The sequence below is a fragment of the Paraburkholderia sp. CI2 genome (genome assembly GCF_014201055.1).
Classification (GTDB): Bacteria; Pseudomonadota; Gammaproteobacteria; order Burkholderiales; family Burkholderiaceae; genus Paraburkholderia; species Paraburkholderia tuberum.
Window position 1 is genome coordinate 1 of record NZ_JACHDL010000033.1, and the last position, 25,971, is coordinate 25,971.

Consider the following 25,971-nt stretch of genomic DNA (forward strand, 5'->3'; position numbering starts at 1 on the left):
CTCGCGTGGGATCGCGCGCAGCGACCCAAAGCCTGTAAACTGGTTGAGCACCGGATGTTGGCGCACATCGTGGCAGCCAAGCTACAACTGCAGTGGTCACCGCAGCAGATCGCCGGATGGCTCAGACGCGCGTACCCAGACAACGAGGACTACCACGTGTCCCACGAGACAATCTATCGTTCTCTCTTCATACAGGCCCGTGGGGCCCTGAAGAAGGAGTTGCTGGAGCACCTGCGGCGCACCCGGGCCATGCGCCGTTCGCGCCATCACACGCTAAAGACGGAGGATCACGGCAGGATTCGTGACACCGTATCGATCAGCGAACGCCCGGCTAGCGTTGAAGACCGCGCGGTACCGGGCCACTGGGAAGGTGATCTGCTGTGCGGTAGCGGCAGCAGCCAGATTGCGACGCTCGTCGAGCGCCAGACACGCTATGTCATGCTGGTGAAGATAGCCAGCAAGGACAGCGAAACGGTCATCAATGCGCTCATCAAACATGCCAGCAAGTTACCGCAGGAACTCTACAAGTCGCTCACCTGGGATCGGGGGACGGAGATGGCCGGGCACAAGCGCTTCACCGTCGCCACCGACGTTGCCGTCTACTTCTGCGACCCGCAACATCCCTGGCAGCGTGGGTCGAATGAGAACACGAATGGACTATTGAGGCAGTACTTCCCGAAAGGTACCGATCTGTCAGTGTATTCGCAGGCCAAACTCAACGCTGTGGCAAGACGACTGAACGAGCGTCCAAGAAAGACACTGGACTACGAGACGCCCGCCGAACGATTCCAGCAAACTATTGCATCCACCGGTTGAATCCGCCAGAGCGATCTGCTGTTCGACATTCTCAAGCGGTTGCGTGCAGCGGCCATTACGTTGGCGACCCCGCAGACTGTAATTATTCGAGACCTGCGGGAAGTTGACACCGGTAGCTCTGTCGTCTCTCGGGAGTGGAAACACGCTGGCAGCATCTGACGCGCATACAGATATATTCAAACCGGTCTCGCTAACGGCAACCCTAACCGGATCTTCCCTCACGTGTGCGGTGAGCAATTCCAGGAGGTCCTCATCAGTTGTGAACGGTGTGCTGAATCTAAACTGGGGCCGCCCATCTCACGGGTACACTGAGCAGTAGTTTTAGGAGGTCACGGTCAGAAAACAACCGCGCTCCTCGTGGAACACATCAAGCGCTTGTTGCAAAGGCTGTCAGTCAAGTCAACGGGCACCCCGCCCTTAAACCCAGGGCGGTTTCAAGGTCGAAGCGCAACGGCGGGTTTAATGTTTAGAGCCTTGAGGTTGAGCTGCTGAAGCAAGTGTTGCGGCAAAGACCTCGAATGGCGAAAGGAAGTCTCAACTGTCATTCGGCGAACGAAGTAATCTGGCACGCGCGAAGCACTAAAGTTTTATAGCCGCATTCCCGCTCACCAGGGCAAGTCGCGACTGTTTTGCCAAAAATCAGTGTTTTTCTGTAGGTCGCGACTGTTTTGCCAATTGAGAGCTCCGTCAGAACTTTACCTTCAGCTGAAAACCAATCGTAAAGGGCAGATTGTCCGATGGGATCGGCGGAATGACGATGAAGTTCGCGCCGACGCGCTTGTATTCGAGCATCACGATTGGCGCGACCACCGGGCCGATCGTGTGATTGCTGCCAAGCCCCCAGTTGCCATAGTTATAGCCGGAGATGATCCCGCCGATCGCCGCGATCCGCACGATGCCCCAATGCGCGAACTCCGGCGCCCATACGCCGCCGCCGTAGTAGGACGGCCGACGCAGCGAGTTGCGAAAGCCGCCGGCCGTCAGCGCCCACTGGTTGTTCAGCCAGCATTCGACACCAAGCCCGGGATTGAACTGCTCGAAGTGCGTATCGGGATCGGGGTTGATGTGATACGAGCCGAGCATCGCGTCGACCCATACACCGCCGTCACACCAGTTGCCCGCGTGCGCCGCGGAGAGCGCCGCGAAGCTGGCGAAAAGCGCCACCGCGGCGCGCCGGATATTCTTATTCATCTGCCTGAAGTGCATTTCTTCTCCGTCACCGGTCGAGCGCCGGTGTCATGGTGTTCTGGCGATCCGCGTGCCGCCCGTCGCGCACTGTACCTGAAGCCGTGCGGTCGATGTTGAGGACTCGCTCGGCCGGGCACGCGACGCGCCCCCGCAGCCGGAACCGCCACGATAACGGAGAACCGATGGCGCCGTGATGAACAAGCGGTAAAGAAGTTCGCGGCGCGCATCGGGTGCGCCGCCGGCGATGAATGTGGTGGGAACGTCTACAGACCGAGATCGGACAGGCTGGGGTGATCGTCTGGCCGCCGGCCGAGCGGCCAGCGATACAAGCGGTCGGCTTCGCGGATCGGCAGGTCATTGATGCTTGCGTGACGATGCGCCATCAGACCATGCTCGTTGAACTCCCAGTTCTCGTTGCCATACGAGCGGAACCAGTTGTTCGAATCGTCGTGCCATTCGTACGCGAAGCGCACGGCGATGCGGTTATCGGTGAACGCCCACAGCTCCTTGATCAGCCGATAGTCGAGCTCCTTCGCCCACTTGCGGCGCAGAAAGCCGACGATCTCCGCGCGGCCATGCACGAATTCGGCGCGGTTGCGCCACACGCTATCCGTCGTGTACGCGAGCGTTACGCGCTCGGGTTCGCGCGTGTTCCACGCATCTTCCGCGGCGCGCACTTTCTGGATCGAGGTATCGCGAGTGAATGGCGGCAGCGGCGGGCGAGCTTCGATCGTATCGGCCATGATGGTTCCTCAGTCAGGTTATGGTGCGCCGCGATGGCGGCCGTTTGGTTGCGGCGGGTTTCGCTGCCGCATCGAGCAAGGTCTTGCCAACCGCCTGCGCGTCGAGCGCCGCATCGGCTTCGCCGCTCACGAGCGCCACCGCGATCGCGCCGTCGAGCAGCACGAGCCATTGCCGCGCGAGCGGCGCCGCGCGACGCGCATCGATTTGCGCTTCCGCTACGAACGCGACGCATTCGGCACGCACGAAACCGAGCAGCCGTGCCTTGTGTCTGCGCGCGACGACGCGGATCGGATCGTCGGCGGATTCGATCTCGCCGGCCGCGTTCAGAAACGCGCAGCCATGAAAATCCGCCGATGCGAACCACTCGCGCAGCACGTCGAACATGCCGAGCAGGCGTCTGCGCGCGCCCTTGCCGCGCCGTTGCGTGCCGGCGATAAACCAGTTCATCCAGCGCTCGTCGCGCCGTTCGAGCGCGGCCGCGATTAGCGCATCTTTCGACTCGAAATGCGTGTAAAAGCTTTTGCGCGCGGTGCCGGACTGCCGCACGATCGCATCGACGCCGGTTGCATGGATGCCGCCGGCGTAGATGAGCGCCTCGGCGGCATCGAGCAGCCGCTCGCGCGCCGTGCCGGGCTGGGCCGCGTCGTTTGGATCGGTCGGAATCGTTTCGTGTGTCATGGACGAAAAGGTAGAACGATCATTCTCCCTCGTCAAGTTTTTCTTCGAGCTTCGGCGCTGTGGGTGCGCTTGCTGCTATCGTGATGGAGTCGCTTGATCACCGCTCAACCAGAATCGCTTCGATGAAACCATCCTCCGTTCGCACCGCGTGGGTACGCGCGCTGCTCGGCGCAACGCTGCTGGGCGCGGTGGCCTGCACGCCGATCCAGGTGCTCACGCATTCGGTCAGTCAGAACGAGGCGCGCGTGCCGCCCGGACGCTACGAAATCGATCAGGACCATACGAGCATCACGTTCGATATCGATCACTTCAAATACACGCGCTTTACGATGCGTTTCGATCGCAAGCAGGGGGAGCTCGACTGGAACGACGGCGGCCTCGACCGCAGCACGGCGTCGGTCGCGATCGACGCCGCAAGCATCGACACGAACGTGCCGCTGCTCGACAAGATGGTGAAAAGCGACAGCATGCTCGACGTCGCGCGCTATCCGCAGATCCGCTTCGCGAGCACGCGTTTCGAGCGCACCAGCGAAGCGCGCGGCACGCTGAGCGGCGATCTGACGATCTGCGGCGTCACGCAGCCGGTCACGCTCGACGTCACGTTCAACGGCTTCGCGCCCGATCCGCTGACGAAAAAGGACACGCTCGGCTTTTCCGCGGACGGTCATTTCAGCCGCGCGAAGTTCGGTCTGTCTACCTGGTATCCGGCCGTCGGCGACGATATTCACGTGCGCATCCAGGCCGAGTTCGTGAAAACGCCCGCAGGCGCGTAAGCGCGCTGCGGGCGTCAGCGTTCAGACGATGAGGTGCCGACTCAGGCAGTCGTCCAGTCGAGAATCACCTTGCCGCTTTCGCCGGAGAGCATCGTCGCGAAGGCTTCCTGATAGTCGTCGACCTTGAAATGGTGGGTGAGGATCGGCGACAGATCGAGGCCGCTTTGCAGCATCGCGACCATCTTGTACCAGGTCTCGAACATCTCGCGCCCATAAATGCCCTTGATTTCAAGGCCTTTGAAGATCACCTGGGTCCAGTCGATCGCGGTTTGCGCGGGTGGAATGCCGAGCAGCGCGATCTTGCCGCCGTGGTTCATCGCTTCGAGCATGCCCGTAAAAGCGCTCGGCACGCCCGACATTTCGAGTCCGACGTCGAAGCCCTCGGTCATGTGCAGATCGTGCATCACGTCGCGCAACGATTCGCGCGACACGTTCACCGCGCGCGTCGCGCCCATCTTGCGCGCGAGTTCGAGGCGATAGTCGTTGACGTCGGTGATCACGACGTTGCGCGCGCCGACGTGCCTGGCGATCGCGACCGCCATGATGCCGATCGGCCCAGCGCCGGTAATCAGCACGTCTTCGCCGACGAGGTTGAACGACAGCGCCGTATGCGTCGCGTTGCCGAACGGATCGAAGATCGCGGCGAGATCGTCGGAGATTTCAGGCGGGATCTTGAACGCGTTGAAGGCCGGAATCACCAGGTATTCGGCGAACGCGCCCTCGCGATTCACGCCGACGCCGACCGTGTTGCGGCACAGATGCCGGCGGCCCGCGCGACAGTTGCGGCAGAAGCCGCAGGTGATGTGTCCTTCGCCCGACACCCGATCGCCGATCGCAAAGCCGCGCACTTCCTGCCCCATCTCGACGATTTCGCCGACGTATTCATGGCCGACGTGCATCGGCACCGGAATCGTCTTCTGCGCCCAGTCGTCCCACTTCCAGATATGAATGTCGGTGCCGCAAATCGCGGTGCGCGTGATGCGGATCATCACGTCGTTATGACCGACTTCGGGCTTCTTCACGTCGGTCAGCGTGAGGCCCGGTCCGCGTTCGAGTTTTGCCAATGCTTTCATCTGCTTCTCCATTCGAATCACGCGGCGATCACGTGGTGATGACGCCGAGTTCGCGGCCGACGCGCGCGAACGCCTCGACGGCACGGTCGATCTGCTCCGGCGTGTGCGCGGCGCTCATCTGCGTGCGGATGCGCGCGCGGCCACGCGGCACCACCGGGAACGAAAAACCGATCACGTAGACGCCTTGCTTCAGCAGCGCATCGGCCATCTTTCCCGCGAGTTGCGCGTCGCCGAGCATCACCGGAATGATCGGATGTTCGCCCGGCACGAGCGCGAAGCCGAGCGCGCTCATCGCGCGGCGGAAATGCGCGCCGTTTTCGCGCACGCGTGCGCGCAGCAGCGCCCCTTCATCGCTGGCGAGCAATTCGAGTACCTTCAGCGACGCCGCCGCGATGCTCGGCGTCAGCGTGTTCGAGAACAGATACGGGCGGGAGCGCTGCCGCAACAGTTCGACGACTTCCTTGCGCGCCGCGACGTAGCCGCCCGATGCGCCGCCGAGCGCCTTGCCGAGCGTGCCGGAAATGATGTCGACGCGCGCCATCACTCCGCAATGTTCGGGCGTGCCGCGACCGTGTTCACCGATGAAGCCGACCGCGTGCGAGTCGTCGACCATCACCAATGCGCCGTACCGGTCGGCCAGATCGCAGATGCCGGCGAGGTTCGCGATGATGCCGTCCATCGAGAACACGCCGTCGGTCGCGATCAGTTTGAAGCGCGCGCCCGCCGCATCGGCTTCCTGCAGGCGCGCTTCGAGATCGCCGAGGTCGTTGTTCCTGTAGCGAAAACGCTTCGCCTTGGACAGCCGCACACCGTCGATGATGCTCGCGTGATTCAGCTCGTCGCTGATGATCGCGTCGTTTTCGTCGAGCAGCGTTTCGAACAGGCCGCCGTTCGCGTCGAAGCAGCTCGAGTAGAGAATGCAGTCGTCGGTTTGCAGGAACGCGGCGAGCGCCGCTTCGAGTTGCTTGTGCACGGTTTGCGTGCCGCAGATGAAGCGCACCGAAGCCATCCCGAAGCCGTCGCTGTCGAGGCCTTGCTTGGCGGCTTCGATCAGCCGCGCGTCGTCGGCGAGACCGAGATAGTTGTTTGCGCAGAAGTTCAGCACGTCGCTGCCGTCGGCAAGACGCACGTCGGCCGACTGCGGACTCGCGATCACGCGCTCGCTCTTGTAGAAGCCGTCGGCGCGGATCTGGTCGAGGGTGCCGCGCAAATGGGCAAGGTATTGGTCACGCATGAACGGGACTCCTGAGAGTGATGGCGCCCGCATTCGCATGCGCGCGGGAAGGGCGGCCTGTTATAGTCGGTTGTCAGCTTTATCGGATATTTTCGTTTTTCCGAACTAAAATCCGGTATATCGAACAACTCTAAACGATGGGTCAGGAAATGGCAAGTTCGGGTACACGCCGCACCGCGTCCAATGCGGCGCCCACCTCCGCCAGCGCGGCATTACCGCCGAGTGCGGCGATTGCGGCGCCGCCGCGCGTCGGCGAACAGATTCAACGGCTACGCGCCGAGCGGCGCATGACGCTCGACGATCTGTCGCGCGCGGCCGGCGTGTCGAAATCGATGCTGTCGGAAATCGAGCGCGACAAGGCCAATCCGACGATCGCGGTTGCATGGCGGCTGACCAATGCACTCGGCGTAAGTCTCGATTCGCTGTTTGCGCCGCCGAAGTCGCCTGAGGCAATCGCCGTTTCCGGACCGCGCGATATTCCTACGCTAAGCGGTCACGAAGCGAAATACCAGTTGCGTGTGTGGGGACCGATCGAGCTGGCCGGCAAGTTCGAGTGGTACGAGTTGACGCTGCAGCCAGGCGGGGCCCTCGTGTCGAACGCGCACGAGCCAGGCACGCGCGAGCATCTGACCGTGCTGCACGGCTCGCTCGAAATCGAGGCGGCCGGCGCGACGAAGCGGCTCAAGGTCGCGGACACCGCGCGCTACGTCGCGGATGTTCCGCATGCGATCCGCAACGTCGGCAAGAGCGAGGCGAAAGCGCTGCTGGTCGTGATTCACGGTTAGGCCGTTCGGCCAGGTTGCGCCCGGTACTGTATGTTTGTACAGTATCAGGTGTCGATTGGAGCCGAGAATGAACAACCTGAAAACCGACCCTACCGATCAAACTCTCGCCGCGCTGCGCTTCCAGACCGCCGCGCGCGATCTCGAACATATCGTGCGCAGCATTGCCGCGCGCTACATCGTCAGGCAGGTGCCGCTCACGTGGCGTCTGCTCCATGCCATCGAAGCCGAGGCGCTGGCCGATCTCGGTTTTGCCAGCCGGCACGACGCGCTGATGCTCGGACTGTTCCAGCGCCCGTCCGATCTGCCTTATCCAGAAACCGATGACGGCGTGGATTTCGGCACCTCCAACGCATTGCCGGCCGTTTTTGCGTTTGCCGTCAATGCGTACGAGGAAGCGGCGCGCCGGGCGGCGCTGCCACGGCCGGCCGATGCGCCCTTAAAGCGCGCCCGGGCGTGGGGCGGCTAATGGCGGCACCACGTCGGGATGGCTCGGATCCTCTTTTATTCCTCGCGGTCGGCCTTGCAGCGGTCAGCGCCTACAATACGCGGACCAAACGGTGCAACTAACGGAAGGATTGCCCATGTCACCTCCTCATCTGTCCGACCCCGTTCCCCGTCCCGCGCCCTCTACCGATCTGTTCGATCAGCAACGCGAAGACTGGCGTCGCGACCCGCAGGTCGCGTTCGATGCGTGGCTCGCGAAGCAGCACTTCCGTCGCTCTTCGGCGTTGGTCTATCAGGCGCAGTGGGGTCAGTTTCTCGATTGGCTCGACGCGCGGCAACAAAGCCTCGCGACGGTCGACACACCCGCGATCGCCGAATTCGTCGCCAGCCTCGAGATTCGCAGAACGCAGCGGATCCGCTATTTGCGGCTTATCGAGCGCGTGCTCGATCACGTGCGCGAGATCGAATCGGCGTCGACCAACCCGGCTCGTTTCATCGCTCAGGACGGGGAAGCCGCGTGGCGCAATGCGCGCGACAATGAGCCGACCGGGTTTCTCACGCATGCGGAACGCACTGCGTTGATCGCGCGGCTGTTCGCCCCGTTGCCGGCGTTGTCGACCGCGCAGCGCTGGAGAGAGCGACGCGATCGCGCGTTGATCGCGGTGTTTCTGGGCGCAGGACTGAAGACGGGCGAAGCGGGAGCGCTTACGGTTAGTTGCGTGAGAGAGGGCTCGCCGTGGGTCACGATCGAGTCCGCGAATCCAGTGCTGACGCGGCGCACGCGACTCGCGCCGTTCGCAACGGCGATTCTCGACGCCTGGCTAGCCGAGCGCCGGCTGACGCAGCTGGCCGGCAAGCTTGTGTTTCCCGCATCGCCGTCGGGCAGGCCGATGCATAAGGCCACGATGCTGCGCGCGGTGGATGCGCTCGTCGATGCAGCGGGGATTGCCACGTCGCGCCAATCGCGCGCGAGTCCGCAGACCTTGCGCAACACGTTTGCGGCGGACCTTTTCGAAAGCGGGGTAGAGGCCGAACAGGTCGGTCAATGGCTCGGCTTCGTGCAGGCGGTGTCCGCGAACCGGCTATATCGGGCGTGGCAAACCTGGATTGATCAGCAGGATTCGCCCGCGACAGAGGAGCCGGATCCAGCTGCGGCGCCGTTGGCCGAGCCCCGCCGTGACGGGCGTTTGACGAGGAAAACGGGAGCCGGCGAACCCTGAGGAACCTCACCGTTGCGGTCCCGAATTTCCTCACCTTTGACGTTTTTCCCGTTGGATTGGCCGCCTCCGGTTAACGCATCGCGTGGACGGAGCGGGACGACGGCGCGGTGGCGCCATCGTTCGACAGAAACTGGTTCACCGCCGCGAGCCTCGATTCGCCGAGGCCGGAAGAGTGCTCGCATTCCGGGCACAACAGTTCGAAACGGTGATCGACCTGCGACAGCTCCGGCTCACCTTCCTCGCATTTCGGGCATCTCGCGGGCAGCGTCACGTGGCCGTCAGCCGCGGTGCCGATCATGCTCAACTCTTTGCTCGTGAGCCGCCCCTCAGTAACCAGCGAGCACAGCAGTACGGCGATGGCTGGATCGATGCCCTGCTGGCCACGCAGGGTGGCGACTTCTTTCGTCAGCGCGTCGACTTCGTCCGACTGCTCGCGCAGCTGCGCGTCGAGCCGATCGGCGCGCGCTTTGGCGGCGGCAATCTGCTGAATGAACTCGAATTCCTTGCGGCTCGCATCACGCACGCCGGACTGATACGTCGCGGCCATGCTACGCAGCGAGTCGAGTTCGACCAGCATCGGCTTGACGCGCCGCTCGGCTTCGGCGACCGCATCCTTGATCTGCTGTGCATAGTGCTCCGTGCTTTGCCGCAATTCGACGTGCAACGCGTCGATCCGGTCGCGCAACGCAGCATTGGCAGTCTGTTCGTTTTCGAGCCGTTGCCGCAGCGCCTCGTTCTCCTGGTCGAGCCGGCGCGTGGTTGCCTGCATGCCTTCGAGGTGAACGCTGCCGTGCGTAGTCGCGCTTGATAACTGGGTTTCAAGTGCGCGAACCCGCTCCCACGCGGCTTCGGCGCGCGCTTCGCTGCGCCTGATGGCGTCGTCGGCCGCATCCCGACGAATTTCCGCCTCGCGTACGCGTAGATCGGCGGCGCTGATCTGCGAGCGGATCTCTTCACGTTCGCCATCGAGCGACGCTTTGGCCTGCACGACCGCTTCTTCGAATAGCGCGCCCAGCAGTTCGCCGGCGCGATCTTCGAGTGCCTTTGGTATCGCGCCTGCTCCGACCTTGACCCGCGACACACTGCGGATGCGCTCCCAGAAATGATCGATGTCCTTCGGGATGTCGCTCGCGCTGCCGGTTTGCGTGAGATCGCGCACGGCCGCCATCGATGGCCGGATGCCGAGATCGAAAAAGAGCCGTTTGCATGCATGCAGCGACAGATCCTGGCGGCGCACGCCCTGCGCACGCATTGATTCAAGCTCGTCGCGAATGGCTTGCCGCTCCTGATCCAGATTCATGTCTACCTCGATGTGGCTCGAATTGGATGGATCATAACAATTTACGTAGTGTTTGCTACCGATTTATCGATGGCGAACGGATTGGCGTATACCGACGGGCTTTTGCGTGCAAATGGTGATAGTAAACCCGCGCCTACCGTTTTTCTCCGTGAAACAAAACGAAGAATAGCTAATAAGCCATTGTATTAGAAGCATTTTGTTTGATTTTCGCATGATCGCGCACTGTTTCACGATTGATCGGCAATGGTTGCGGGGGGTGGTCGTCTGTTTCACGGGACTCGCGGGGTGTAAGGCTTGAGAGTAATAAAAATAAACACCTTTGAACCTTGTTAAAGACGTTAACGACTCGGCAAACCCTTATCTGGCGGGGTTTTCAGGCCAGCAAGGTGAAGCTTTGCGGGAGACTTGGTGAGGGTCTGCGGGAAACTCGAGTGATGGGGTTCGGGAAGCTCGGTGAGCGGCTGCGGGACGGAACGTGAGCGGGTTCAGGAAGCGCCGTATACGTGGGGTTTGGGCAAAGGTGAGGTTTTGCGGGACTTCGCAGCCGCGAAGCGCCCGACACCCCTCAAAGTGTCTGTTCGGTTTGGTCTGCAGCAAGGTGAGGGCTTTCGGGAGGCTCGCGAGCGTGGTTTTTTGCCGGTTTTTTGGGGTGGTTAACCGCTTTGGTGAGCCGTGGCGGGAGAAAACGGAAAACGAAGGTGAGATTTTTCGGGGCGCGGGGTCCAGTTTTGCTCTCTTTTTGAGCATCCATAGTGCTGAGGTGAGGTTTTACGGGAGTCAAGATGGATTTCGACGCATCGATTGCCCGAAAGACTGGTCGGCGGGAACCGCTGGCGATTGGAAAGGTGAGGGGATTCGGGGAACTGGCTGATCAGCTAGATCCGCGAGCTGATTTGGCCGGCGATTCCGTCAAAGGTGAGGCTTTTCGGGAAGGTCTGGATAGGGTTCTGCGCATTAAGGTGAGGAGATTCGGGACTGAAACGCCGGCTATCGGCCGGAGATGCCCGGCGGATGGCGATTTGCAAGTGTAGGTATACCTGGTCTCTGATTGCAAAGGTGAGTCTTTTCGGGAGGTCCGCGGGGACGCAATGAAAAGTGCTGCGGTGCGAAAAACTCGCTTAAGGTGAGATTTTACGGGAACACCGATGGTTCGAGCGCTAGATGGGATTATCACAAGTCACTGAAATAATTGATTTTTTTCCTGTCCTCCAGCAAAGGTGAGAGTTTTCAGGAGTTCTTTGGAAGGGGGCGCCGGGGCCTCCGTAAACGTCAAAGGTGAGGCTTTTCCGGAGGTTGCATTGGGGAAATGCGGTACCGGCGCGGCATGAGCGCGTATCGTGTTGTGCCGTTCCGCGGTGCTACGGTGAGGTTTTTCGGGAGCATCGGAGCGGTGAGGATTTTCCTGTGCTTGGATCTGCCCTTTTTCGGCAGCTTCGGACGAAGCTCGAAGTCGAAACAGGTGATTAACGCCGGTAGGTTCTCGGTAGTGAGGGCTGAATCGTCAGCGGAGTCACCAAGCAGGTCGAATGGCGCGCCCGACGACAGGAAGCTTGATGCACCGACAACAGGGCTGACGGGGCGCCCGTCGCTGGCCCGCGCCGCGTTGCGGTCCCAATACCGTGCGGGCATTCCATCTATCGATCCGGGACTGTGCGTCGGCCGGCAGCACGCGACGATCGACGAAACGATCGCGAGGCCGCACGACGAAGTCATCACCCGCCCCGGACACCATCCGTTTGCAGGAGGGTCTCGAAAAAATCCGCGAAAATTTTTGAGGTGAGAAGATTCGGGATCAAATGCTCCCCGTTGCCGCACGCGGCGAAACGAGCCCGATTCGCAAACGCCGCGACCGGCAAGGAGAGCCCGATCCTGGCGGTACGCACACGAGGTGAGGGTTTTCGGGAGTTGGTCGAGGTGAGTTGCGCTTCGTAAACTCGCTTCACCGGCAATGGTGAGATGGACGCTATAGACGCGTATCACCACAGCCGGTATGCTCTCGCGAAATCCCCTCCTCACCTCGACGCATGGCCACGAAGCGCGCGAAAAAGACCGATGTTGTCAGCCCGAGCTCAGCTGAGCTGCGCAAAGCCGTCGAGGCGATCGCGATCCAGCCTAAGAGCGGCAAGATCACGCTGCTCACGCGCAAGCTATTTAACGTGTTACTCGCGGTGGCCCAGCAAGCGGATGAATCGGGCGACACCTATCGGGCGCTGCTGTCCGACATCGTCGCCAATTCCGCGTTCGATTCCAATGACACCGCGCTCGTCAAGGAGCATCTGCGCCGCATGGTGTCGGTGCAGGTCGAGTGGAGCACCGGCACGTCGAGTCAGAAGCCTGGCCGCAAATGGGGTATTTCGACGCTGATCGCGGACGCGGAAATTCTCGAAGATCCGACCACGCGTCGCGTCTGGGTCGAGTTTTCGTTTGCGCCGAAGATCAAGAAGAAACTGCTCGATCCGGTTCAGTATGCGCGGCTGAGTCTGCAGTTCCAGAGCCAGCTGCGCAGTAGCGCGGGCCTCGCACTCTACGAGATCTGCGTGCGCTACCTGACCAACCCCAGCCACCTGACGATGCGCGAGACCTGGGAATGGTGGCGGCCGATTCTGTCGGGCACGCCGGACACTGAAGCCGGCGACGAGGCGAAGCGCGAGTACAAGTATTTCAAGCGCGACTACCTGCGCCCGGCCATCGCGGAGGTCAACGCGGTCACGAACATTTTTGTCGAGCTGATCGAGCATCGCGAGGGTCGGCGCGTCGCTGAAATCCAGTTCCGCGTGACCGAGCGCAAGCAGCCGATGCTCGCGCTCGACGAACATCCGAACGTGTTCGACAGCACGTTGGTCGACCGGATGGTGAAGATCGGCATTCCGCTCAAGGAGGCGCAGACGCTTTATGCGGACAGCGAGGAGAACCGGATCCGCGCGGCGCTGCAGATGACCGAGCAGCGTATGCGCAGCACGTCACTGCCACCGGTGCGCAGTGCGCCGGCGCTGTTCAAGGATGCGTTGAAGAAAGGCTATGCGCCGCCGGTCGAGGCGCTGCCCGCGGGTGGCGGCACCAGCAAGGCCGCGGCGTCGCCGGCCGACGATCTGAAGGCGCGTCTGCTCGGTGAATACTCGGCTTACCGTCGCAAGCAGGCCTACGAGTTGTACAACGAACAGGGCGAGTCGGAGCGCGATATCGCGCGACAGTCGTTCGAGGAAGATGAATTGCCGGGGCTCGGCACGCACATGCGCGACGACTGGCGGCGTCGCGGGCTCGACTCGAAGATCGTCGAAACGGCGTTCTTCGACTGGCTCGCGCGCAGGACCTGGGGCGAACCGACCGACGGCGACCTGCTCGCCTTTACGCTGAGCCAGTCGCGCGCGGCGTGATGGGTCGATAACTGCCTTTGAAATCCAGGCGGCGGTGCATGCGCACCGCCCTCACGTTTTACTTCAGCATCTTCTCGATCTGCCGCAGGATGTCGTCGCGCTTTTCACGCGTGAGGCCTTTCAGGCGCAACTCGAGCCGGTCGTCCCCATACGACTTCAGATCGCCGACCGACACACCACCAAGCTTGATTTCCAGACGTTGCGCGTAGCGCTGCCGGCCCGCCGGTTTGACGCTTTCCTGCGAGGTCGCTCGGCCTTTGACGATGTCGGCGACCTGGCGTGTGCTCAGATCGTCGGAAAGGATCCGGTTGATCAGTCGCAGTGTCGCCTCCGCGCCGCGAGCCGTGTGGTAGCGGCCCACCTGATACGCCATGTTCGAGCCGAAGCGGTCAGGGCGCGCGACCATCTCCTGCATCACGGTTTCCGGGAGTTTGGCGATGGACAGCGCGACTGCGACCGTCGATTCGTCGAGGCCGAGATGTTCGGCCAGTTCCTTCTGGCTCTGGAAATGTCGCTCGTCGAGAAAGCGTCGCCACACGACCGCGTTGTCGAACACCGTCTGCGAGTCGCGCTGCACGTTGAGGTCGTAACCGAGCTTGTAGCTCTGGATGCCGATCGGCAGATCGATGACGAGCGCTTTCACCGACTCCTTGTTCGCTTCTTTCAGCGCACGCACCCGTCTGCCGCCGTCGCTGACGAAGTAGGTGCCAGGGTTGTCATAGTCGGGAATGACGTGAATCGCCTGCTGCTGCCCCTGCTTCGCCAGATTGACGGCAAGCTCCGCAATCGACGACTTCACATAGAAGTACCGTGGATTGAACGGGCTCGGCTTGATTGTCTTGAGCGCCAGTTCGATGATCTGGCCGGGACGATAGCCGTGTTCGAGCCTCCAGGCGCGGTAGGCCGCCGATTCGTTGTCCGGATCAGGAATCTCCGCGTCCTGCAGACGCGACGGCAAGACGGCCGGAATCGGCCGCCCGGCGATCACGGGAGTTTTCGCCTCGTTTCCGACCAGGCCGTCGATCGCATTCAGCCGGTCGAGCGCGGTGCGCTTTTCGCTGCTGGTCGTGTCAGGACGTGCTTGAAAGCCTTTGGCGAACTGGGACGGTTTCATTCAGGGTCCTTTATGCGCATAAATTCATGGGAGCAAGGCGGCGATCTCGTTGGCGCACGCCCGTACTTCGAGCGCGGCGAGCTTCGCGCCGCGGTCGTTCATCTGAAGCACCGTTTGCCCTAACGCCATTGCCTGCTTGTAGGCTTCGCGCGTGGGAATCTGGGTCTTGAGGAGAGGGAAGCCGAGTTCTTCGAGCGCGCGCTTCAGTTCGCGCGTCAGCATCCGTTTCTCTTCAGTCTTGTTGAGCAGGAACACGGCTCGCAGGTCTTCGTTCATGACCTGCGCTTGCTGGACCAGCTTGACGAGGCCGATGCTCGACCAGTAATCGGCAGGGGACGAGGAAGTTGGGATTACCGCGACGCTCGCCGCGAGCAGAACGACGCCCGAGACTTTTTCGGTGATGGAGGGCGGGCAGTCGACGACGATGATGTCGTAATCAGCCACGAACTTCTTGATCTCGCGATGGATCTGGCTGCCTGCTTCGGACAGGTTGACGACGGCGAATGGAATACCGATGTCGCCGTCGGAGGCAGCACTGGCCCAGTGAATCAGAGTGTTTTGGCCATCCGCGTCGACGACGAGAACGCGTTTGCCTTTCTCGTGAAATGCAGCGCCGAGATGCATCGCGATGGTGCTCTTCCCGACCCCGCCTTTCTGCTGTGTTACCGCGATGATTTCTGCCGCCAAATTTCACCTCCTCTTTTTAGACGCAAATGGATTTTACCTGGTTGAATTGCGATTTCAAATGATTTGCGTAAGCGCAGTTCGGAAATTGGCCATTCGGCAAAGGGTTTATGCGCATAAAGGGGCATCGGACGTGTGCCTGGGGTTTTGCGGGATATCAGAGCAAGCGTGGACTGGGGCTTAAGCGTTGCTGATCGCTGTCCGGCGGCGGCAAAGGGGAAGTAACGAGTGCTCGCGCACTGCGTGCACAGTCGTCGGTGACTGTTCGCGATTCTCGGGCTGATGTGCAGAGAAAAGGAGCGCACGCATCTGAGCGACCAAAGAGGTGAGAGGTGCCAGACTTTATGCGCATAAAGTTCGCGTGCCAATTGGCCCGGAGGGACCATTCGTCATGAATTCGTCCGACGCCGATTCTCCCCAGACATGGCGGCAAGGGGCAAACGTGCATCCGGCGCCTCATCAGCGGGGGATATAGGTTGTCGTTTGAATCGCGCCTGCGCGAGCAAATCTCAGGTGCGACTAGAACTGAGGGTGCCAGCGTTACTGTTCCCACTCGCCTCGAAGGCAGCGTCGGTTTATGCGCATAAACCGACCCACCTCGCCGATGGTTCAAACAACGCGGATGCCGCGCAGTTGTCCCGCGTCACGTCATCAGGTCACCCGTTAAAATTCCCGAACCCTTCTAACCGTCACAGCCTTCAAAGGCTTAAGCCCCGAATCCAGCCCATGATCACCATCTACCACAACCCGCGCTGCTCCAAATCTCGCACCACCTGCGAACTCGTCGCGAACACCTACAACTCCGCAAACGAAGCGACGGAAATCGTCGAATATCTGAAGAAACCACTCACCGTCGCAGAGCTTGAGAAGCTCAATGCTCAACTCGGCTGTCCCGTCCGCGAAATGATCCGCGACACCGAGGTCGAATATAAAGAGCTCAATCTTGCCGACACGTCGCTGACGGACGCCCAGCTCTATGACGCATTGGCGAAGCATCCGATTCTGTTGCAACGACCGATCGTCGTCAGAAACGGACGGGCTGTCATCGGCCGCCCGCCGGAAAATGTCGCCGCGCTTTTCGCCTGATCGCGCGACCGTCGAAGTAAAACGATGTGGGCAATGCGGACTCAAACTGCTGCGCTAGGCTTTGCCGGACAGCGCGGCATCCTTGGTCACGATCTTCGTCGGAATCAGATGCAGTTCGGTGAACGTATCCGCGATGCGCTGTTGTTCTGCAAGCACGTTCGCGTCGACGGGCTTGTAGATATGCGCGTAATGCCGCAAGCCTGATTCGATCACGCTCGCGTCGAGCCCTTGAATCGGCGCGAGTTGGGCGGCGGCCTCGCTGTAATGGCCGCGCACCCACTCCCCTTCCTTGCCGACTTCATCGAGCACGATCGCAAGGACGTCGCCGTTCTGTTGCGCGAAGGGCCGCGCGCTGAGAAAGAACTGGTGGTGACTCACGAAACCCTCGGCATCGGCGAGCAGCCGCGCGTTCGTTTGCCGCCTGGCGGCTTCGAGGAACGGATCCCAGATCGCCCACGCATCGACCGCACCGCGCTCGAAGGCCGCACGTGCATCGGCGGGCGGCAGATACACGGGTTGGATCTCGCTGAACTTCACGCCGTTCTTCTGCAACGCGGCGACGAGAAACCAGTGCACATCCGAGCCCTTGTTCAGCGCAATCTTCTTTCCCTTCAGATCGGCCAAGGTTTTGATTGGCGCGTCCGGATGCACGAGGATGCCTTCGGCGTGCGGCGTTGGAATTTCATACGCCGTGTAGACGAAATTGGCACCCGCGGCCTGCGCGAACACGGGCGGCGCTTCGCCCACATAGCCGAAATCGATCGCGCCGACGTTCAGCCCTTCCAGCAATTGCGGCCCGGCCGGAAACTCGGTCCATTTGACCGTGATGCCAAGTGGCGCGAGCCGCTTTTCGAGCGTGCCGTGCGCCTTCAGCAATACCAGGGTGCTTGCGGCTTTCTGATATCCGATGCGAAGTTCTTTTGCATGTACGTCGGCGGCAAATGCGGCGGCGGAGAAGACCGGCAACGCGGCGGCGGCCAGCGTTGCGCCTACGCCGGCCAGTAACGTACGGCGCGTCAGCAGCGGATCACGGGACATGAGAATACTCGTCGAAAAAGAATTTAACGGACGCCAAAAGATGGTCCGATTGGCTCCGACGATAATTCGTCTGCGGGCCTGGACGAACCGATAAATTCGCATAAGCAAATCATGCGGCAGTAGCGAAGCATTGCCCAAAGCCCAACCTATCCCCTCCCGCTAGAATCGACCGGCAAAACAAGCGCCCGCGACCACCAGCTCGCGGCTGCATCGATCGACTGCAAACGAAGAGAGGAAAAAAGCCGCCGTGCCTGTAACGACAACACTGACACCGTGGGCCGCCCACGACACCCAACTGATCCTGTCGTGCGCGCTTGGACTAGCACTGATCATCATCTTCATCAGCGTGCTGAAGCTCGCGCCGTTCCTGTCGATCCTGGTCGGCACCTTCGCGGCGGGCTTCACGGCCGGCCTGCCGCTCGAAGCAGTCGCGAGCGCGTTCAGCAAAGGCGCCGGCGCGTTGCTCGGCGACGTCGGCATCATCATTGCGCTGGGCGCGATGCTCGGTGCGTTGATGGCCGAATCGGGCGCCGCCGACCGGCTCGTGTCGACGATCCTCGCGCACTCGACCCCGCGCACGCTGCCGTGGATGATGGCCGTCGTCGCGCTGCTCATCGGCCTGCCGCTGTTCTTCGAAGTCGGCCTCGTGATGATGGTGCCGATCATCTTCGTCATGGCGCGTCGCGCGCAGCAGCCGATTCTGCGCATCGCGATTCCCGCGCTCGCCGGTATGGCGACGCTGCATGCGCTGCTGCCGCCGCATCCGGGTCCGCTGATCGCGCTGGGCCTCACCGTGCTGTTCGCGGTGTCGCGCTCGGCTGGTCGCGCGGCATGGCGCGCGAGCGCGTCGGCGGCATTCTGCGCAAAAGCCTGCCGCCGATCGCCGCGCTGTTGCTGACGATCGGCGCGGGCGGCGGCCTGAAACAGGCGCTCGTCGTCGCTGGCATCAGCACGACGATCGGCAAGATCGCGGTCGGGGCGCATATGCCGCTGATCTTGCTCGCCTGGTTGATCGCCGTCGCGCTGCGTCAGGCCACCGGCTCGGGGCGACGCACAATTCGCTGATGGCGCTCGCGATCGGCGCCGGCTCGGTGTTCTTCTGCCATGTGAACGACGCCGGCTTCTGGATGGTCCGCGAATATTTCGGACTCCAGCTTAAGCAGACTGTGCTGGTGTGGTCGGTCTTGCAGACGATCGTATCGGTCGTCGGTCTCGCGTTGACGCTCGTGCTGTGGAGCGTGTTGACGTGAGCACGGCGCGCGCAACAGCCTCACCCATTTGGGCAGCGGGTTGACGCGCGCACAGCGGAACACGCGCGCAGAACCTCACGCGACGCCAGGCAGCAAGCCGCGCCTCGCGTCATCAACAACAGGAGCCACCGCCATGCTCGAATTGCGACCAACCTGCGAAGGCTGCGGCAAGTCACTTCCGCCGAACGCGCCCGACGCAATGATCTGCACCTACGAATGCACGTTCTGCGAGGTCTGCACGCTGACGAGGCTGCGCAACGTGTGTCCGAATTGCGGCGGCAATTTCGCGCATCGGCCGATTCGCACCCGCGCGCAACTCGCCAAACATCCGGCGCGTGCCGATGCGCATCCTGTCGGCATCGATGAAGCATCGCATGCTCGCTTTTTCGAACGCTATCGCGACGTGCCGATCGGCGAGCGCTGAACTACGGTGTGGCAAAGCGGCAAATCACTCGTCGCCGCTCACCTTTCCATCCACGTTCGCCACTCCGCTCGCCACATGCGCGGCGACCCGCAGCAGGCGGATCTGTTTGCGATAGTTCCGGCACCCGCTGCAGGTCGGCAGATGCAGGCGGATCGCGAGCCATTCGCCAGTCGACAGGGAGCGGTCGAGCGCATCGGATAGCAGCCGCGTGATGTCCTTACATTTCCCCATTCGCATCCTCGCTGGATAGGCCTTTTTCGCTCAGGCACGTGCGCAGCCGCAGCCGCGCGCGATAGATCAGCACGCTGCAATGATTCGCGTTGATCTGCAGTTCCGCGCAGATCGCCGCGATGTCGAGGTCGAGAAACTCCCGCATCATGAACACGCGTCCAATGTGCTCGGGCAAATGTTCGAGGCACATCTCGAACAGCGTCCAGAATTGCTGCCGGCGCAATGCAGTTTCGGGTGTCGGCCACGGACGCGGTTTGGTCTCGCGCGACCAGTGGCCGTTGTCCTTGAAGAGCTCGCGATCAAGCAGCGCCTCGCCGTCGAGTTCGGCTTCGAGCGCCGACAGATTGACCGTGCGCTGGCGCGCGCGCAGCGTGTCGACGAGCTTATGGCGCAGGATGCCGAACACCCAGGTCTTGTGCTCCGACTGCGCGGCGAAACGCGTGGCCTGAGTCCACGCGGCGGTCAGCGCTTCCTGCACGGCGTCCTCGGCGGCCGCGGCGTCGCGCAATTGCAGACGGGCGAAGCGCACGAGGTCACGCCGCAATTGCGCGAGATAAATGGGATCGTCCAGCGAGGGAGCGCCTGGCTGCGTCACGGCATGCTCCGTCGCTGCGCTGTCGGCCGCGCGCTGCGCTGCGCGTGTCGTCCTGAAACGTCGTGATTCATGAGCAGATGGTCGTCCTCGCACGGTTTGCGGATGCGTGCGCCATTCTCCCTCACGTTCCTGCCCTAGCGAATCGGTATTGAACATATGCCCCTCGGCAATCGATGCCCGAGGAGCTTCGTCGCGCGGCGCGGCCGCTTATGACAACGGAAATTAATTGTTGCAAGAAATGATATTTCGAGTCTGCGCGCGACAAGGCTGTTGGATCGCCACACTGGCCGATCAACGCGTCGCGGTCGACCGCCAATTCAACGCAATCGCAGAATAGCGATTATTTCAATTTATAAAATAATCTCTTCTCATCTTCGCTGTTTGTGGACGCGGGCCCGCTCGCTATTCTTCACGCCATCGATCGCATTAGATCGCGCAACCCACACACAAACGAGGACGCACACCATGAAACGCATTTTCTCCGCCCTGATCGCTTCGGCCGCGCTGTTCGCAGCGGCTTCGGGTGTCGCTCACGCCGACGCTCCGGCTTCGACCTGCAACGGCCCGGCGTCGTACTGCAACGTATTTTTTGGCAACTGATCGGCACGTCGAAATACGCAGCAAGGAAGCATGAGAAAAGGGCGCCGGCAACGGCGCCCTTTCGTATTCCAGTATTCAGCATTCGGCCTGCATGGGGATACGGCGGCGTCAAGTGGCCCCTTCTAGCCACGGCCGACGGACAACCCGCGAGTCCTAGCGGCTCGGCGCCTTCCCTCCGCCATCGAGTCCGGCGCCCGTGCGCCACACCTGTTTGCCTCGTTCCGACAACTCGCCGCAGCTATGCGTGGCATCGGCTTCGACGCCGTCGACGGCCATCTCGCCGCCCGCCGGCTCCTGCGCGCGCTGCCGCGCTTTCTTGCGCGCGGCGACCGCTTCGTCGTGGGATTTTCCTGCGTAGTCGAGACTCATGATCCGGTCCTCCAGAATGTCGATAGTGTCCATTTGCCTCAGATCGCCCTGGCCCGAAGGCATGCTTGATTGGCAAGGCAAAAGTTCCACTTATCCACAAGGTTATTCAGCGAATCTGTGGATAACTTTTCGAGCCGCGAGGTTATCCACCGACAGGTGTCGCAAGAATCCTTCCCGATCCGCTATGACCTGGCCAAATCCGCCAGGGCCTGGGCGTTTCGCGCGGCTTTTGCCTATGATGGACAGTTCGTACTCTCTGCGCGTCGAGCGCCTTACCTGAGGAAGCGAACATGGCCTATCACATTGCAGTGGTCGTCGGCAGCCTGCGGCGGGATTCGTTCAATCGTCAGCTGGCTCAGGCGGTGATTTCCCTCGCTCCAGCCGATTTCACCTTCGAATACATCGATATCGGCTCGTTGCCGCTGTACTCCCAGGACTACGACGCCGACTATCCCGAAGCCGGCAAGAAGCTCAAGGAGCGCGTGCAAGCCGCGGACGGTCTGCTGTTCGTGACGCCCGAATACAACCGCTCGATACCGGGCGTGCTGAAAAACGCGCTCGACTGGGGCTCGCGGCCGTGGGGCACCAACTCGTGGGCCAACAAGCCCGGCGCGGTGATCGGCACCTCGGTCGGTGCGACCGGTAGCGCGCTCGCTCAGCAGCATCTGCGCAACGTGCTCGCCTATCTCGATGTCGCGGCGATGGGGCAGCCCGAGGTGTTCATCAAGCACGATCCAGCGGTGATCAACGAAAAAGGCGAGATCGTCAACGACGGCACGCGCAAGTTCCTGCAGACGTTCATGGACCGCTACGTCACGTGGATCAAGCGGCACGGGGCGGTGTAGCCGAGCCTCAGCGCCGCTGACCGCGTCCTGACCATCCGCCGAAGCAACGCGAACACAGCGCGCGCCGCGTAAGGCGGCCGCGCTCGTGTCGCCAGGCGCATCGCCTACGCGTGGTGATGGCCGGTCACCCGCTCCCAGCCGTGACGCACCGCGAGCTTGAAGCGCTCCCACGTGCTGTCCGGCGACGTGGTTTCCCAATGGCGGCGTGCTTCGGGCTCGATCTCATCCCACGGACGATTGCGGAATCGCGCGTCGCGAGCGATCTCCGCGCCGTAGCGATAGGCCGGCACATAGTCTTCATAGCGCGCGTTCGCGGCGGCGTACTGCTCGTCGTAGTGCGCGCGGAAATCTTCTTCGTACTCCAGATATTCGTTCGGCATCTGCGCGCCGGGACCGGTACCCGGCTGCCCGCCTTCGGGGACGATGTCGGACGGCTGCATCACCGCGCCCGAACCTGCTACCGAGCCGGCCGCGATCGCGCTGCGTCCCGCATCGCCGGCGAGCGGATCGACGATGGGTTCGTTGACCGGATCGCTCATCGGCCGTTCGCTGATCGGCGGCGGCGCGAACGGCTTGGCGGCGGCGCCGATGTCCGCCGGCGGCATGGCGGTCAGCGGATCAGGGCGCGGGGTGGCGGGAGGGGGCATGGTGTCGGGTGCGGTCGTACCGGTCGCCGAAGTGGCGCCCGTCGCGCCGGCGATTCCGGTCGATTCGGTCATGGCCGCCGCACCCGCTGCGCCGCTGCTCGAACTCACGCCCGCCGCCCCCGGTGTCGCAGTGGTGTCGCGCATCCCGGGCGTCGCAACCGCCTCGGTCGTTACGCTCGACGTGCGCGGCGTTCCCGGCATCACCGCGCCGATGCCCAGCTCATCGAGTATCGAGTGGTCGCGGTCGGTGGCGGCCGGCGTGTCCGCCTCGGGCGGGCGGTCGCCGATATCCGTCGCGCCTAGCCGCACGAGCGTATTGCGCGCCAGCTCCGCATGCGACTCGCTTGCCGCGTGGACGCACACGAGCACCGCGCCGCGCCGCATCGCCTCGGCATAACGCGCGGTGTCCGATGAGCGCGGCCCGGTCGAGAACAGGCTGGCGAGAAAGCGCTCGATATTCGCGAGCACGCCCGCGTTGGCGACTTCGCTGGTGGCCGAGCCCACCGAAGGTTCGGCGTTCGCCTGCAACTCGATCTTCTCGCGCGCAAAGCCGGTTTGCACGAGCGTGTCGCGGGCGGTTTCGGCCTGCATGTAAGTGTCGAATAAACCAATCACGGTATGTTGCATGGTTGTCTCCCGACATGTTCTGCTGGAACGGGCGACGCTCGCGGCGTCGTCCCCTTGCCGTCTGAAGGCAAGCAACCTTCATGCCCCGCACCGCCGCGCTGCCCGGCGTGCTACGTATGACGCGGGCTCGCGATGCAAAAAAGCGCGGCGTGTAAACGCCGCGCTTTTTACAAGGCCCGGTAAATGACGCCGGCACGGCGTGGACATCAGGTATCGGCCGGATGCGTGGCGGCATCGTTGCTCGTTTGCACGGCGTCGTGCTGGATCGTTTCGAGCAGTTGCTCCAGCAGTCCGATATCGAACGGCTTGGACAGCACGCGCACGTTCGCGTGCCGCGCGCGGTCGAGCTCTTCCGCGTAGCCGGTGACGAGGATGACCGGCAGCTGTGGGTCGAACCTGAGCACCGCTTCGGCCAGATCGATGCCGTTCATCTTGCCGGGCATGTGGATGTCCGACAGCACCAGGTCGAACGGCAGCGGCTCGCCGGTGCTCGCGCGCTTCGCGCGTGCGTCGTCGAGTACACGCAGCCCCGTGTCGGCGTTGAACACGCAGGTGACCTGATGACCCATCATCTGCAGCAGCGCCTCGGTGCCGGCGGCGACTTCTTCGTCGTCCTCGACGAGCAGCACGCGCAGACCCTGTGGCACGCCGCTTTCGGTCGCTAGCGCTTCTGCAGGCCCGGCCGTGTGCGGCTCGGTCGACGCGCGCGGCAGATAGAGCCGCACCGAGGTGCCCGCGCCGATCGCGCTGTCGATTGCCGCGAGCCCGCCCGAGCCCTCGCAGAACGCGAAGACGTGCGGCAACCCGAGTCCCGTGCCCATGCCTTTGGGCTTGGTCGTGAAAAGCGGCTCGAACGCGCGCGCGAGCACGTCGGGCGCCATACCGGCGCCGGTGTCCTCGAGCGACAGTTGCACGAACTCGCCGGTCAGCGGAAAGCCGTCCTCGTGACGGAACACGACATTGCTCGCGCGCACCGTGAAGCGCCCGCCGTTGGTCATCGCATCGCGCGCATTGACGGCGATGTTGATCAGCGCGAGCTCGAGCTCGGCGACGTCGACGCGCACCGGCCAGGTATCGACGCCGCTATCGATCACGAGCGACACCTTCGCGCCGAGCGACGCGCGCAGCAGTTCGCGGCACGACGGCAGCCAGCGTTCGAGCGACAGCGTCTCGGTGCGCAGCGGCTGCTTGCGCGCGACGCCGAGCAGCTGCCGCGTCAGCGACTGGCCGCTCTTCAGCGCGCGCTCCATCGCCGACAGTTCGCGCTCCAGTCCGCCGACGCCGCGCCGTCGCACGATCTGCACGTTGGCCGACAGGATCATCAGCAGGTTGTTGAAGTCGTGCGCGACGCTGCCGACCAGCGTGCCGAGTGCTTCCATCTTGCGCGACTGGCGGTACGCGGATTCGATCGAGCGGCGCATCGATGCCTCGGCCTGCCAACGCTGCCACGCTTCCTCTTCGGCGCCGAGGCGGCGCAGCGACAGCCAGATCACGCACCACAGCGCGATCGACGGCGTGAACATCGACAGGACCAGCACGCTCAGGTGCTTGTACCAGGCGGCCCAGATCGCCGACGTGCGATAGCCGCACAGCACGTAGACCGGATACGAGCCGACGTGCCGGAAGGCGACGATCAGGTTGCCGCCGGCGAAGCTCGAGCGCATCCGCACGACGCCGGAGCGCTGCCCCTGCCTGACCGCTTCGGCGAACGGCGAATCGGACGCGAGCGCGGTCGGCTCGCGTGGGCCGCGCGGGTAATGCGCGAGCACCGCGCCGTCGGTGCGCACGAGGCTCATGATGATCGGCGTAGCGTCGCTGCTGCCGAGCAACTCGCGATAGAACGCGTCGAAATAGCTGGGCCGCAGCGCGATCGACACGACGCCCGCGAACGAGCCATTGGGCGCCTGGCGCTCGACGCCCATGTTGAACACCTGCTCGCCGCTCACATGTCCCGTCATCACTTTCGACACGCGTTCGAGCGCGTTGCCGTCGCGGATGCCGACGAAATCGTCGCGCTGGCCGATCGAATTTTCCGGCGACGGATACAGGCGACTGCTCACGAGCAGCGCGCCCTGCTGGCCGAAGATCGACATCGAGGCTACCTGCGGATAGCCGCCGCCCATCGTGCGCAACTTGTCGTGAATCGTGTGTTCGCGCGCGCGAATGCCGTCGTCGTCGAGGCCGTCGGTCAGATCGACGATGCGCGAGTTCAGCGTCTCGTTCATGTCGAACACCTTCAACGCGTGTTCTTCGGCGACCCGCACCGTGCGCAGCGCCAGATCGGTCGCGTCGGCCTCGCGCGAGCGCAGATCGGCGAATGCCATCGCCGCGACGTAGACGAACGGCAGCACGATCGCCGCGACCAGCAGCGCGATCAGCGTGATGCGACGCACCTGGAAATTCTGTTCCGGCACGGTGGGAAACGACGCGTCGTCCTGCTCGCGGGCAGGACGACGCGAAAGACGGCCCGCGCGCGCGGAGTCGACCCGGTCTGATGTCATTGTCGTTGACGCGAAAAGTCGTTCGGATGTGGCAGCCCCGTATCGGGCCGTTGCCGGCACCATGCCGCCTTCAGAACAAGCATAGACGCAGCACGGAAAAATTTGCCGCAAAGCGCGGGGGATGGGCGTCCGCCGTGCCGGCCGTTCTTTAAGAGCGGCTTTAAAACAGCGACGAATCGGGAAGCGCAAACGTACACAAAAGGATAAAGATAAAAAAATGTCCGCCCCGACGATAGATCCATTTCTAAAATTCGCCTAGCAGAGAAACAGATCGTTACCGTCAGCGATTCTGGCGAGTTGCTTTTGCGCGACTTTACTTCGACAATCCTCG

24 protein-coding genes and 1 pseudogene are annotated in these 25,971 nt (G+C 62.6%); 11 read left to right on the forward strand and 14 right to left on the reverse strand.

Annotated features, from left to right (window positions below; all coding sequences use genetic code 11):
- The coding region (locus HDG32_RS31680; RefSeq protein ID WP_184073400.1) for an IS30 family transposase at positions 1–816 on the forward strand (816 nt) is incomplete at its 5' end.
- A 687-nt stretch (positions 817–1,503) separates the two neighbouring features.
- On the opposite strand, the gene HDG32_RS31685 is transcribed toward HDG32_RS31680, so the two are convergent.
- The 3 genes from HDG32_RS31685 to HDG32_RS31695 all read right to left on the reverse strand — a co-directional run bounded on the left by HDG32_RS31685 (position 1,504) and on the right by HDG32_RS31695 (position 3,426).
- Positions 1,504–2,022 carry a hypothetical protein gene (locus tag HDG32_RS31685; protein ID WP_090808157.1) on the reverse strand — a complete coding sequence of 173 codons (519 nt, stop codon included), beginning with the start codon at positions 2,020–2,022 and terminating at the stop codon, positions 1,504–1,506.
- A 245-nt stretch (positions 2,023–2,267) separates the two neighbouring features.
- On the reverse strand, positions 2,268–2,747 hold the full coding sequence (locus HDG32_RS31690) for a nuclear transport factor 2 family protein (RefSeq protein WP_184073402.1): 480 nt from the start codon (positions 2,745–2,747) through the stop codon (positions 2,268–2,270).
- 13 nt (positions 2,748–2,760) lie between these two features.
- Positions 2,761–3,426 carry a TetR/AcrR family transcriptional regulator gene (locus HDG32_RS31695; protein WP_184073404.1) on the reverse strand — a complete coding sequence of 222 codons (666 nt, stop codon included), beginning with the start codon at positions 3,424–3,426 and terminating at the stop codon, positions 2,761–2,763.
- Positions 3,427–3,548: 122 nt separating this feature from the next.
- Between HDG32_RS31695 and HDG32_RS31700 the strand changes: the two genes are divergently transcribed.
- Positions 3,549–4,199, forward strand: a complete 651-nt coding sequence (locus tag HDG32_RS31700; RefSeq protein ID WP_184073406.1) for a YceI family protein — start codon at positions 3,549–3,551, stop codon at positions 4,197–4,199.
- Between the two features lie 41 nt (positions 4,200–4,240).
- Here HDG32_RS31700 and tdh read toward each other — a convergent pair whose 3' ends face one another.
- Both tdh and HDG32_RS31710 read right to left on the reverse strand, forming a co-directional pair.
- Positions 4,241–5,272 (reverse strand): L-threonine 3-dehydrogenase, encoded by a 1,032-nt coding sequence (gene tdh / locus HDG32_RS31705; protein WP_184073408.1) that lies wholly within the window; start codon positions 5,270–5,272, stop codon positions 4,241–4,243.
- A 28-nt stretch (positions 5,273–5,300) separates the two neighbouring features.
- On the reverse strand, positions 5,301–6,506 hold the full coding sequence (locus tag HDG32_RS31710) for a glycine C-acetyltransferase (RefSeq protein ID WP_184073410.1): 1,206 nt from the start codon (positions 6,504–6,506) through the stop codon (positions 5,301–5,303).
- Between the two features lie 137 nt (positions 6,507–6,643).
- On the opposite strand from HDG32_RS31710, the gene HDG32_RS31715 reads away from it, so the two are divergent.
- From HDG32_RS31715 to HDG32_RS31725, 3 genes are all read left to right on the forward strand, one after another.
- Positions 6,644–7,291 carry a helix-turn-helix domain-containing protein gene (locus HDG32_RS31715; RefSeq protein ID WP_184073412.1) on the forward strand — a complete coding sequence of 216 codons (648 nt, stop codon included), beginning with the start codon at positions 6,644–6,646 and terminating at the stop codon, positions 7,289–7,291.
- Positions 7,292–7,358: 67 nt separating this feature from the next.
- Complete coding sequence (locus HDG32_RS31720; RefSeq protein WP_184073414.1) at positions 7,359–7,757, forward strand: DUF2471 family protein; 399 nt, start codon at positions 7,359–7,361, stop codon at positions 7,755–7,757.
- Positions 7,758–7,872: 115 nt separating this feature from the next.
- On the forward strand, positions 7,873–8,955 hold the full coding sequence (locus HDG32_RS31725) for a site-specific integrase (protein WP_184073416.1): 1,083 nt from the start codon (positions 7,873–7,875) through the stop codon (positions 8,953–8,955).
- 70 nt (positions 8,956–9,025) lie between these two features.
- On the opposite strand, the gene HDG32_RS31730 is transcribed toward HDG32_RS31725, so the two are convergent.
- Complete coding sequence (locus tag HDG32_RS31730) at positions 9,026–10,255, reverse strand: DNA-binding protein (protein ID WP_184073418.1); 1,230 nt, start codon at positions 10,253–10,255, stop codon at positions 9,026–9,028.
- A gap of 2,024 nt (positions 10,256–12,279) precedes the next feature.
- Here HDG32_RS31730 and HDG32_RS31735 point away from each other — a divergent pair.
- Positions 12,280–13,629: a replication initiation protein gene (locus HDG32_RS31735; protein ID WP_184057688.1), complete on the forward strand. Its 1,350-nt coding sequence runs from the start codon at positions 12,280–12,282 to the stop codon at positions 13,627–13,629.
- Positions 13,630–13,687: 58 nt separating this feature from the next.
- Here HDG32_RS31735 and HDG32_RS31740 read toward each other — a convergent pair whose 3' ends face one another.
- Both HDG32_RS31740 and parA read right to left on the reverse strand, forming a co-directional pair.
- On the reverse strand, positions 13,688–14,743 hold the full coding sequence (locus HDG32_RS31740; protein ID WP_184073420.1) for a ParB/RepB/Spo0J family partition protein: 1,056 nt from the start codon (positions 14,741–14,743) through the stop codon (positions 13,688–13,690).
- Between the two features lie 24 nt (positions 14,744–14,767).
- On the reverse strand, positions 14,768–15,430 hold the full coding sequence (gene parA / locus HDG32_RS31745) for a ParA family partition ATPase (protein ID WP_013092840.1): 663 nt from the start codon (positions 15,428–15,430) through the stop codon (positions 14,768–14,770).
- 723 nt (positions 15,431–16,153) lie between these two features.
- Between parA and arsC the strand changes: the two genes are divergently transcribed.
- Positions 16,154–16,513, forward strand: a complete 360-nt coding sequence (gene arsC / locus HDG32_RS31750) for an arsenate reductase (glutaredoxin) (RefSeq protein WP_184073422.1) — start codon at positions 16,154–16,156, stop codon at positions 16,511–16,513.
- Positions 16,514–16,567: 54 nt separating this feature from the next.
- On the opposite strand, the gene HDG32_RS31755 is transcribed toward arsC, so the two are convergent.
- A complete protein-coding gene (locus HDG32_RS31755) occupies positions 16,568–17,551 on the reverse strand; it encodes a sulfonate ABC transporter substrate-binding protein (RefSeq protein WP_184073424.1) in 984 nt (327 codons plus the stop codon).
- Between the two features lie 247 nt (positions 17,552–17,798).
- Between HDG32_RS31755 and HDG32_RS31760 the strand changes: the two are divergent.
- Together HDG32_RS31760 and HDG32_RS31765 are read left to right on the forward strand one after the other, a co-directional pair.
- Positions 17,799–18,801 (forward strand): annotated as a pseudogene (locus tag HDG32_RS31760) (GntP family permease).
- Positions 18,802–18,934: 133 nt separating this feature from the next.
- Positions 18,935–19,225: a DUF1272 domain-containing protein gene (locus tag HDG32_RS31765; protein ID WP_184073426.1), complete on the forward strand. Its 291-nt coding sequence runs from the start codon at positions 18,935–18,937 to the stop codon at positions 19,223–19,225.
- Between the two features lie 24 nt (positions 19,226–19,249).
- Here HDG32_RS31765 and HDG32_RS31770 read toward each other — a convergent pair whose 3' ends face one another.
- Both HDG32_RS31770 and HDG32_RS31775 read right to left on the reverse strand, forming a co-directional pair.
- A complete protein-coding gene (locus tag HDG32_RS31770; RefSeq protein ID WP_184073428.1) occupies positions 19,250–19,462 on the reverse strand; it encodes a zf-HC2 domain-containing protein in 213 nt (70 codons plus the stop codon).
- Positions 19,443–20,051 carry an RNA polymerase factor sigma-70 gene (locus HDG32_RS31775; protein ID WP_184073430.1) on the reverse strand — a complete coding sequence of 203 codons (609 nt, stop codon included), beginning with the start codon at positions 20,049–20,051 and terminating at the stop codon, positions 19,443–19,445. The genes HDG32_RS31770 and HDG32_RS31775 overlap by 20 nt, the downstream gene beginning before the upstream one ends.
- 465 nt (positions 20,052–20,516) lie before the next feature.
- Here HDG32_RS31775 and HDG32_RS36820 point away from each other — a divergent pair, with 465 nt between their 5' ends.
- On the forward strand, positions 20,517–20,651 hold the full coding sequence (locus HDG32_RS36820) for a hypothetical protein (protein WP_018424013.1): 135 nt from the start codon (positions 20,517–20,519) through the stop codon (positions 20,649–20,651).
- Positions 20,652–20,804: 153 nt separating this feature from the next.
- Here the strand turns inward: HDG32_RS36820 and HDG32_RS31780 are convergent, their stop codons facing one another.
- On the reverse strand, positions 20,805–21,020 hold the full coding sequence (locus tag HDG32_RS31780; RefSeq protein WP_026226445.1) for a hypothetical protein: 216 nt from the start codon (positions 21,018–21,020) through the stop codon (positions 20,805–20,807).
- Between the two features lie 290 nt (positions 21,021–21,310).
- On the opposite strand from HDG32_RS31780, the gene HDG32_RS31785 reads away from it, so the two are divergent.
- Positions 21,311–21,865: an NADPH-dependent FMN reductase gene (locus HDG32_RS31785; protein ID WP_184031046.1), complete on the forward strand. Its 555-nt coding sequence runs from the start codon at positions 21,311–21,313 to the stop codon at positions 21,863–21,865.
- A gap of 104 nt (positions 21,866–21,969) precedes the next feature.
- Here the strand turns inward: HDG32_RS31785 and HDG32_RS31790 are convergent, their stop codons facing one another.
- Entirely contained in the window at positions 21,970–23,139 is a 1,170-nt protein-coding gene (locus HDG32_RS31790) for a hypothetical protein (protein ID WP_184073432.1), read from the reverse strand.
- 206 nt (positions 23,140–23,345) lie between these two features.
- Positions 23,346–25,640 (reverse strand): hybrid sensor histidine kinase/response regulator, encoded by a 2,295-nt coding sequence (locus HDG32_RS31795; protein WP_184073434.1) that lies wholly within the window; start codon positions 25,638–25,640, stop codon positions 23,346–23,348.
- Positions 25,641–25,971: the final 331 nt, after the last annotated feature.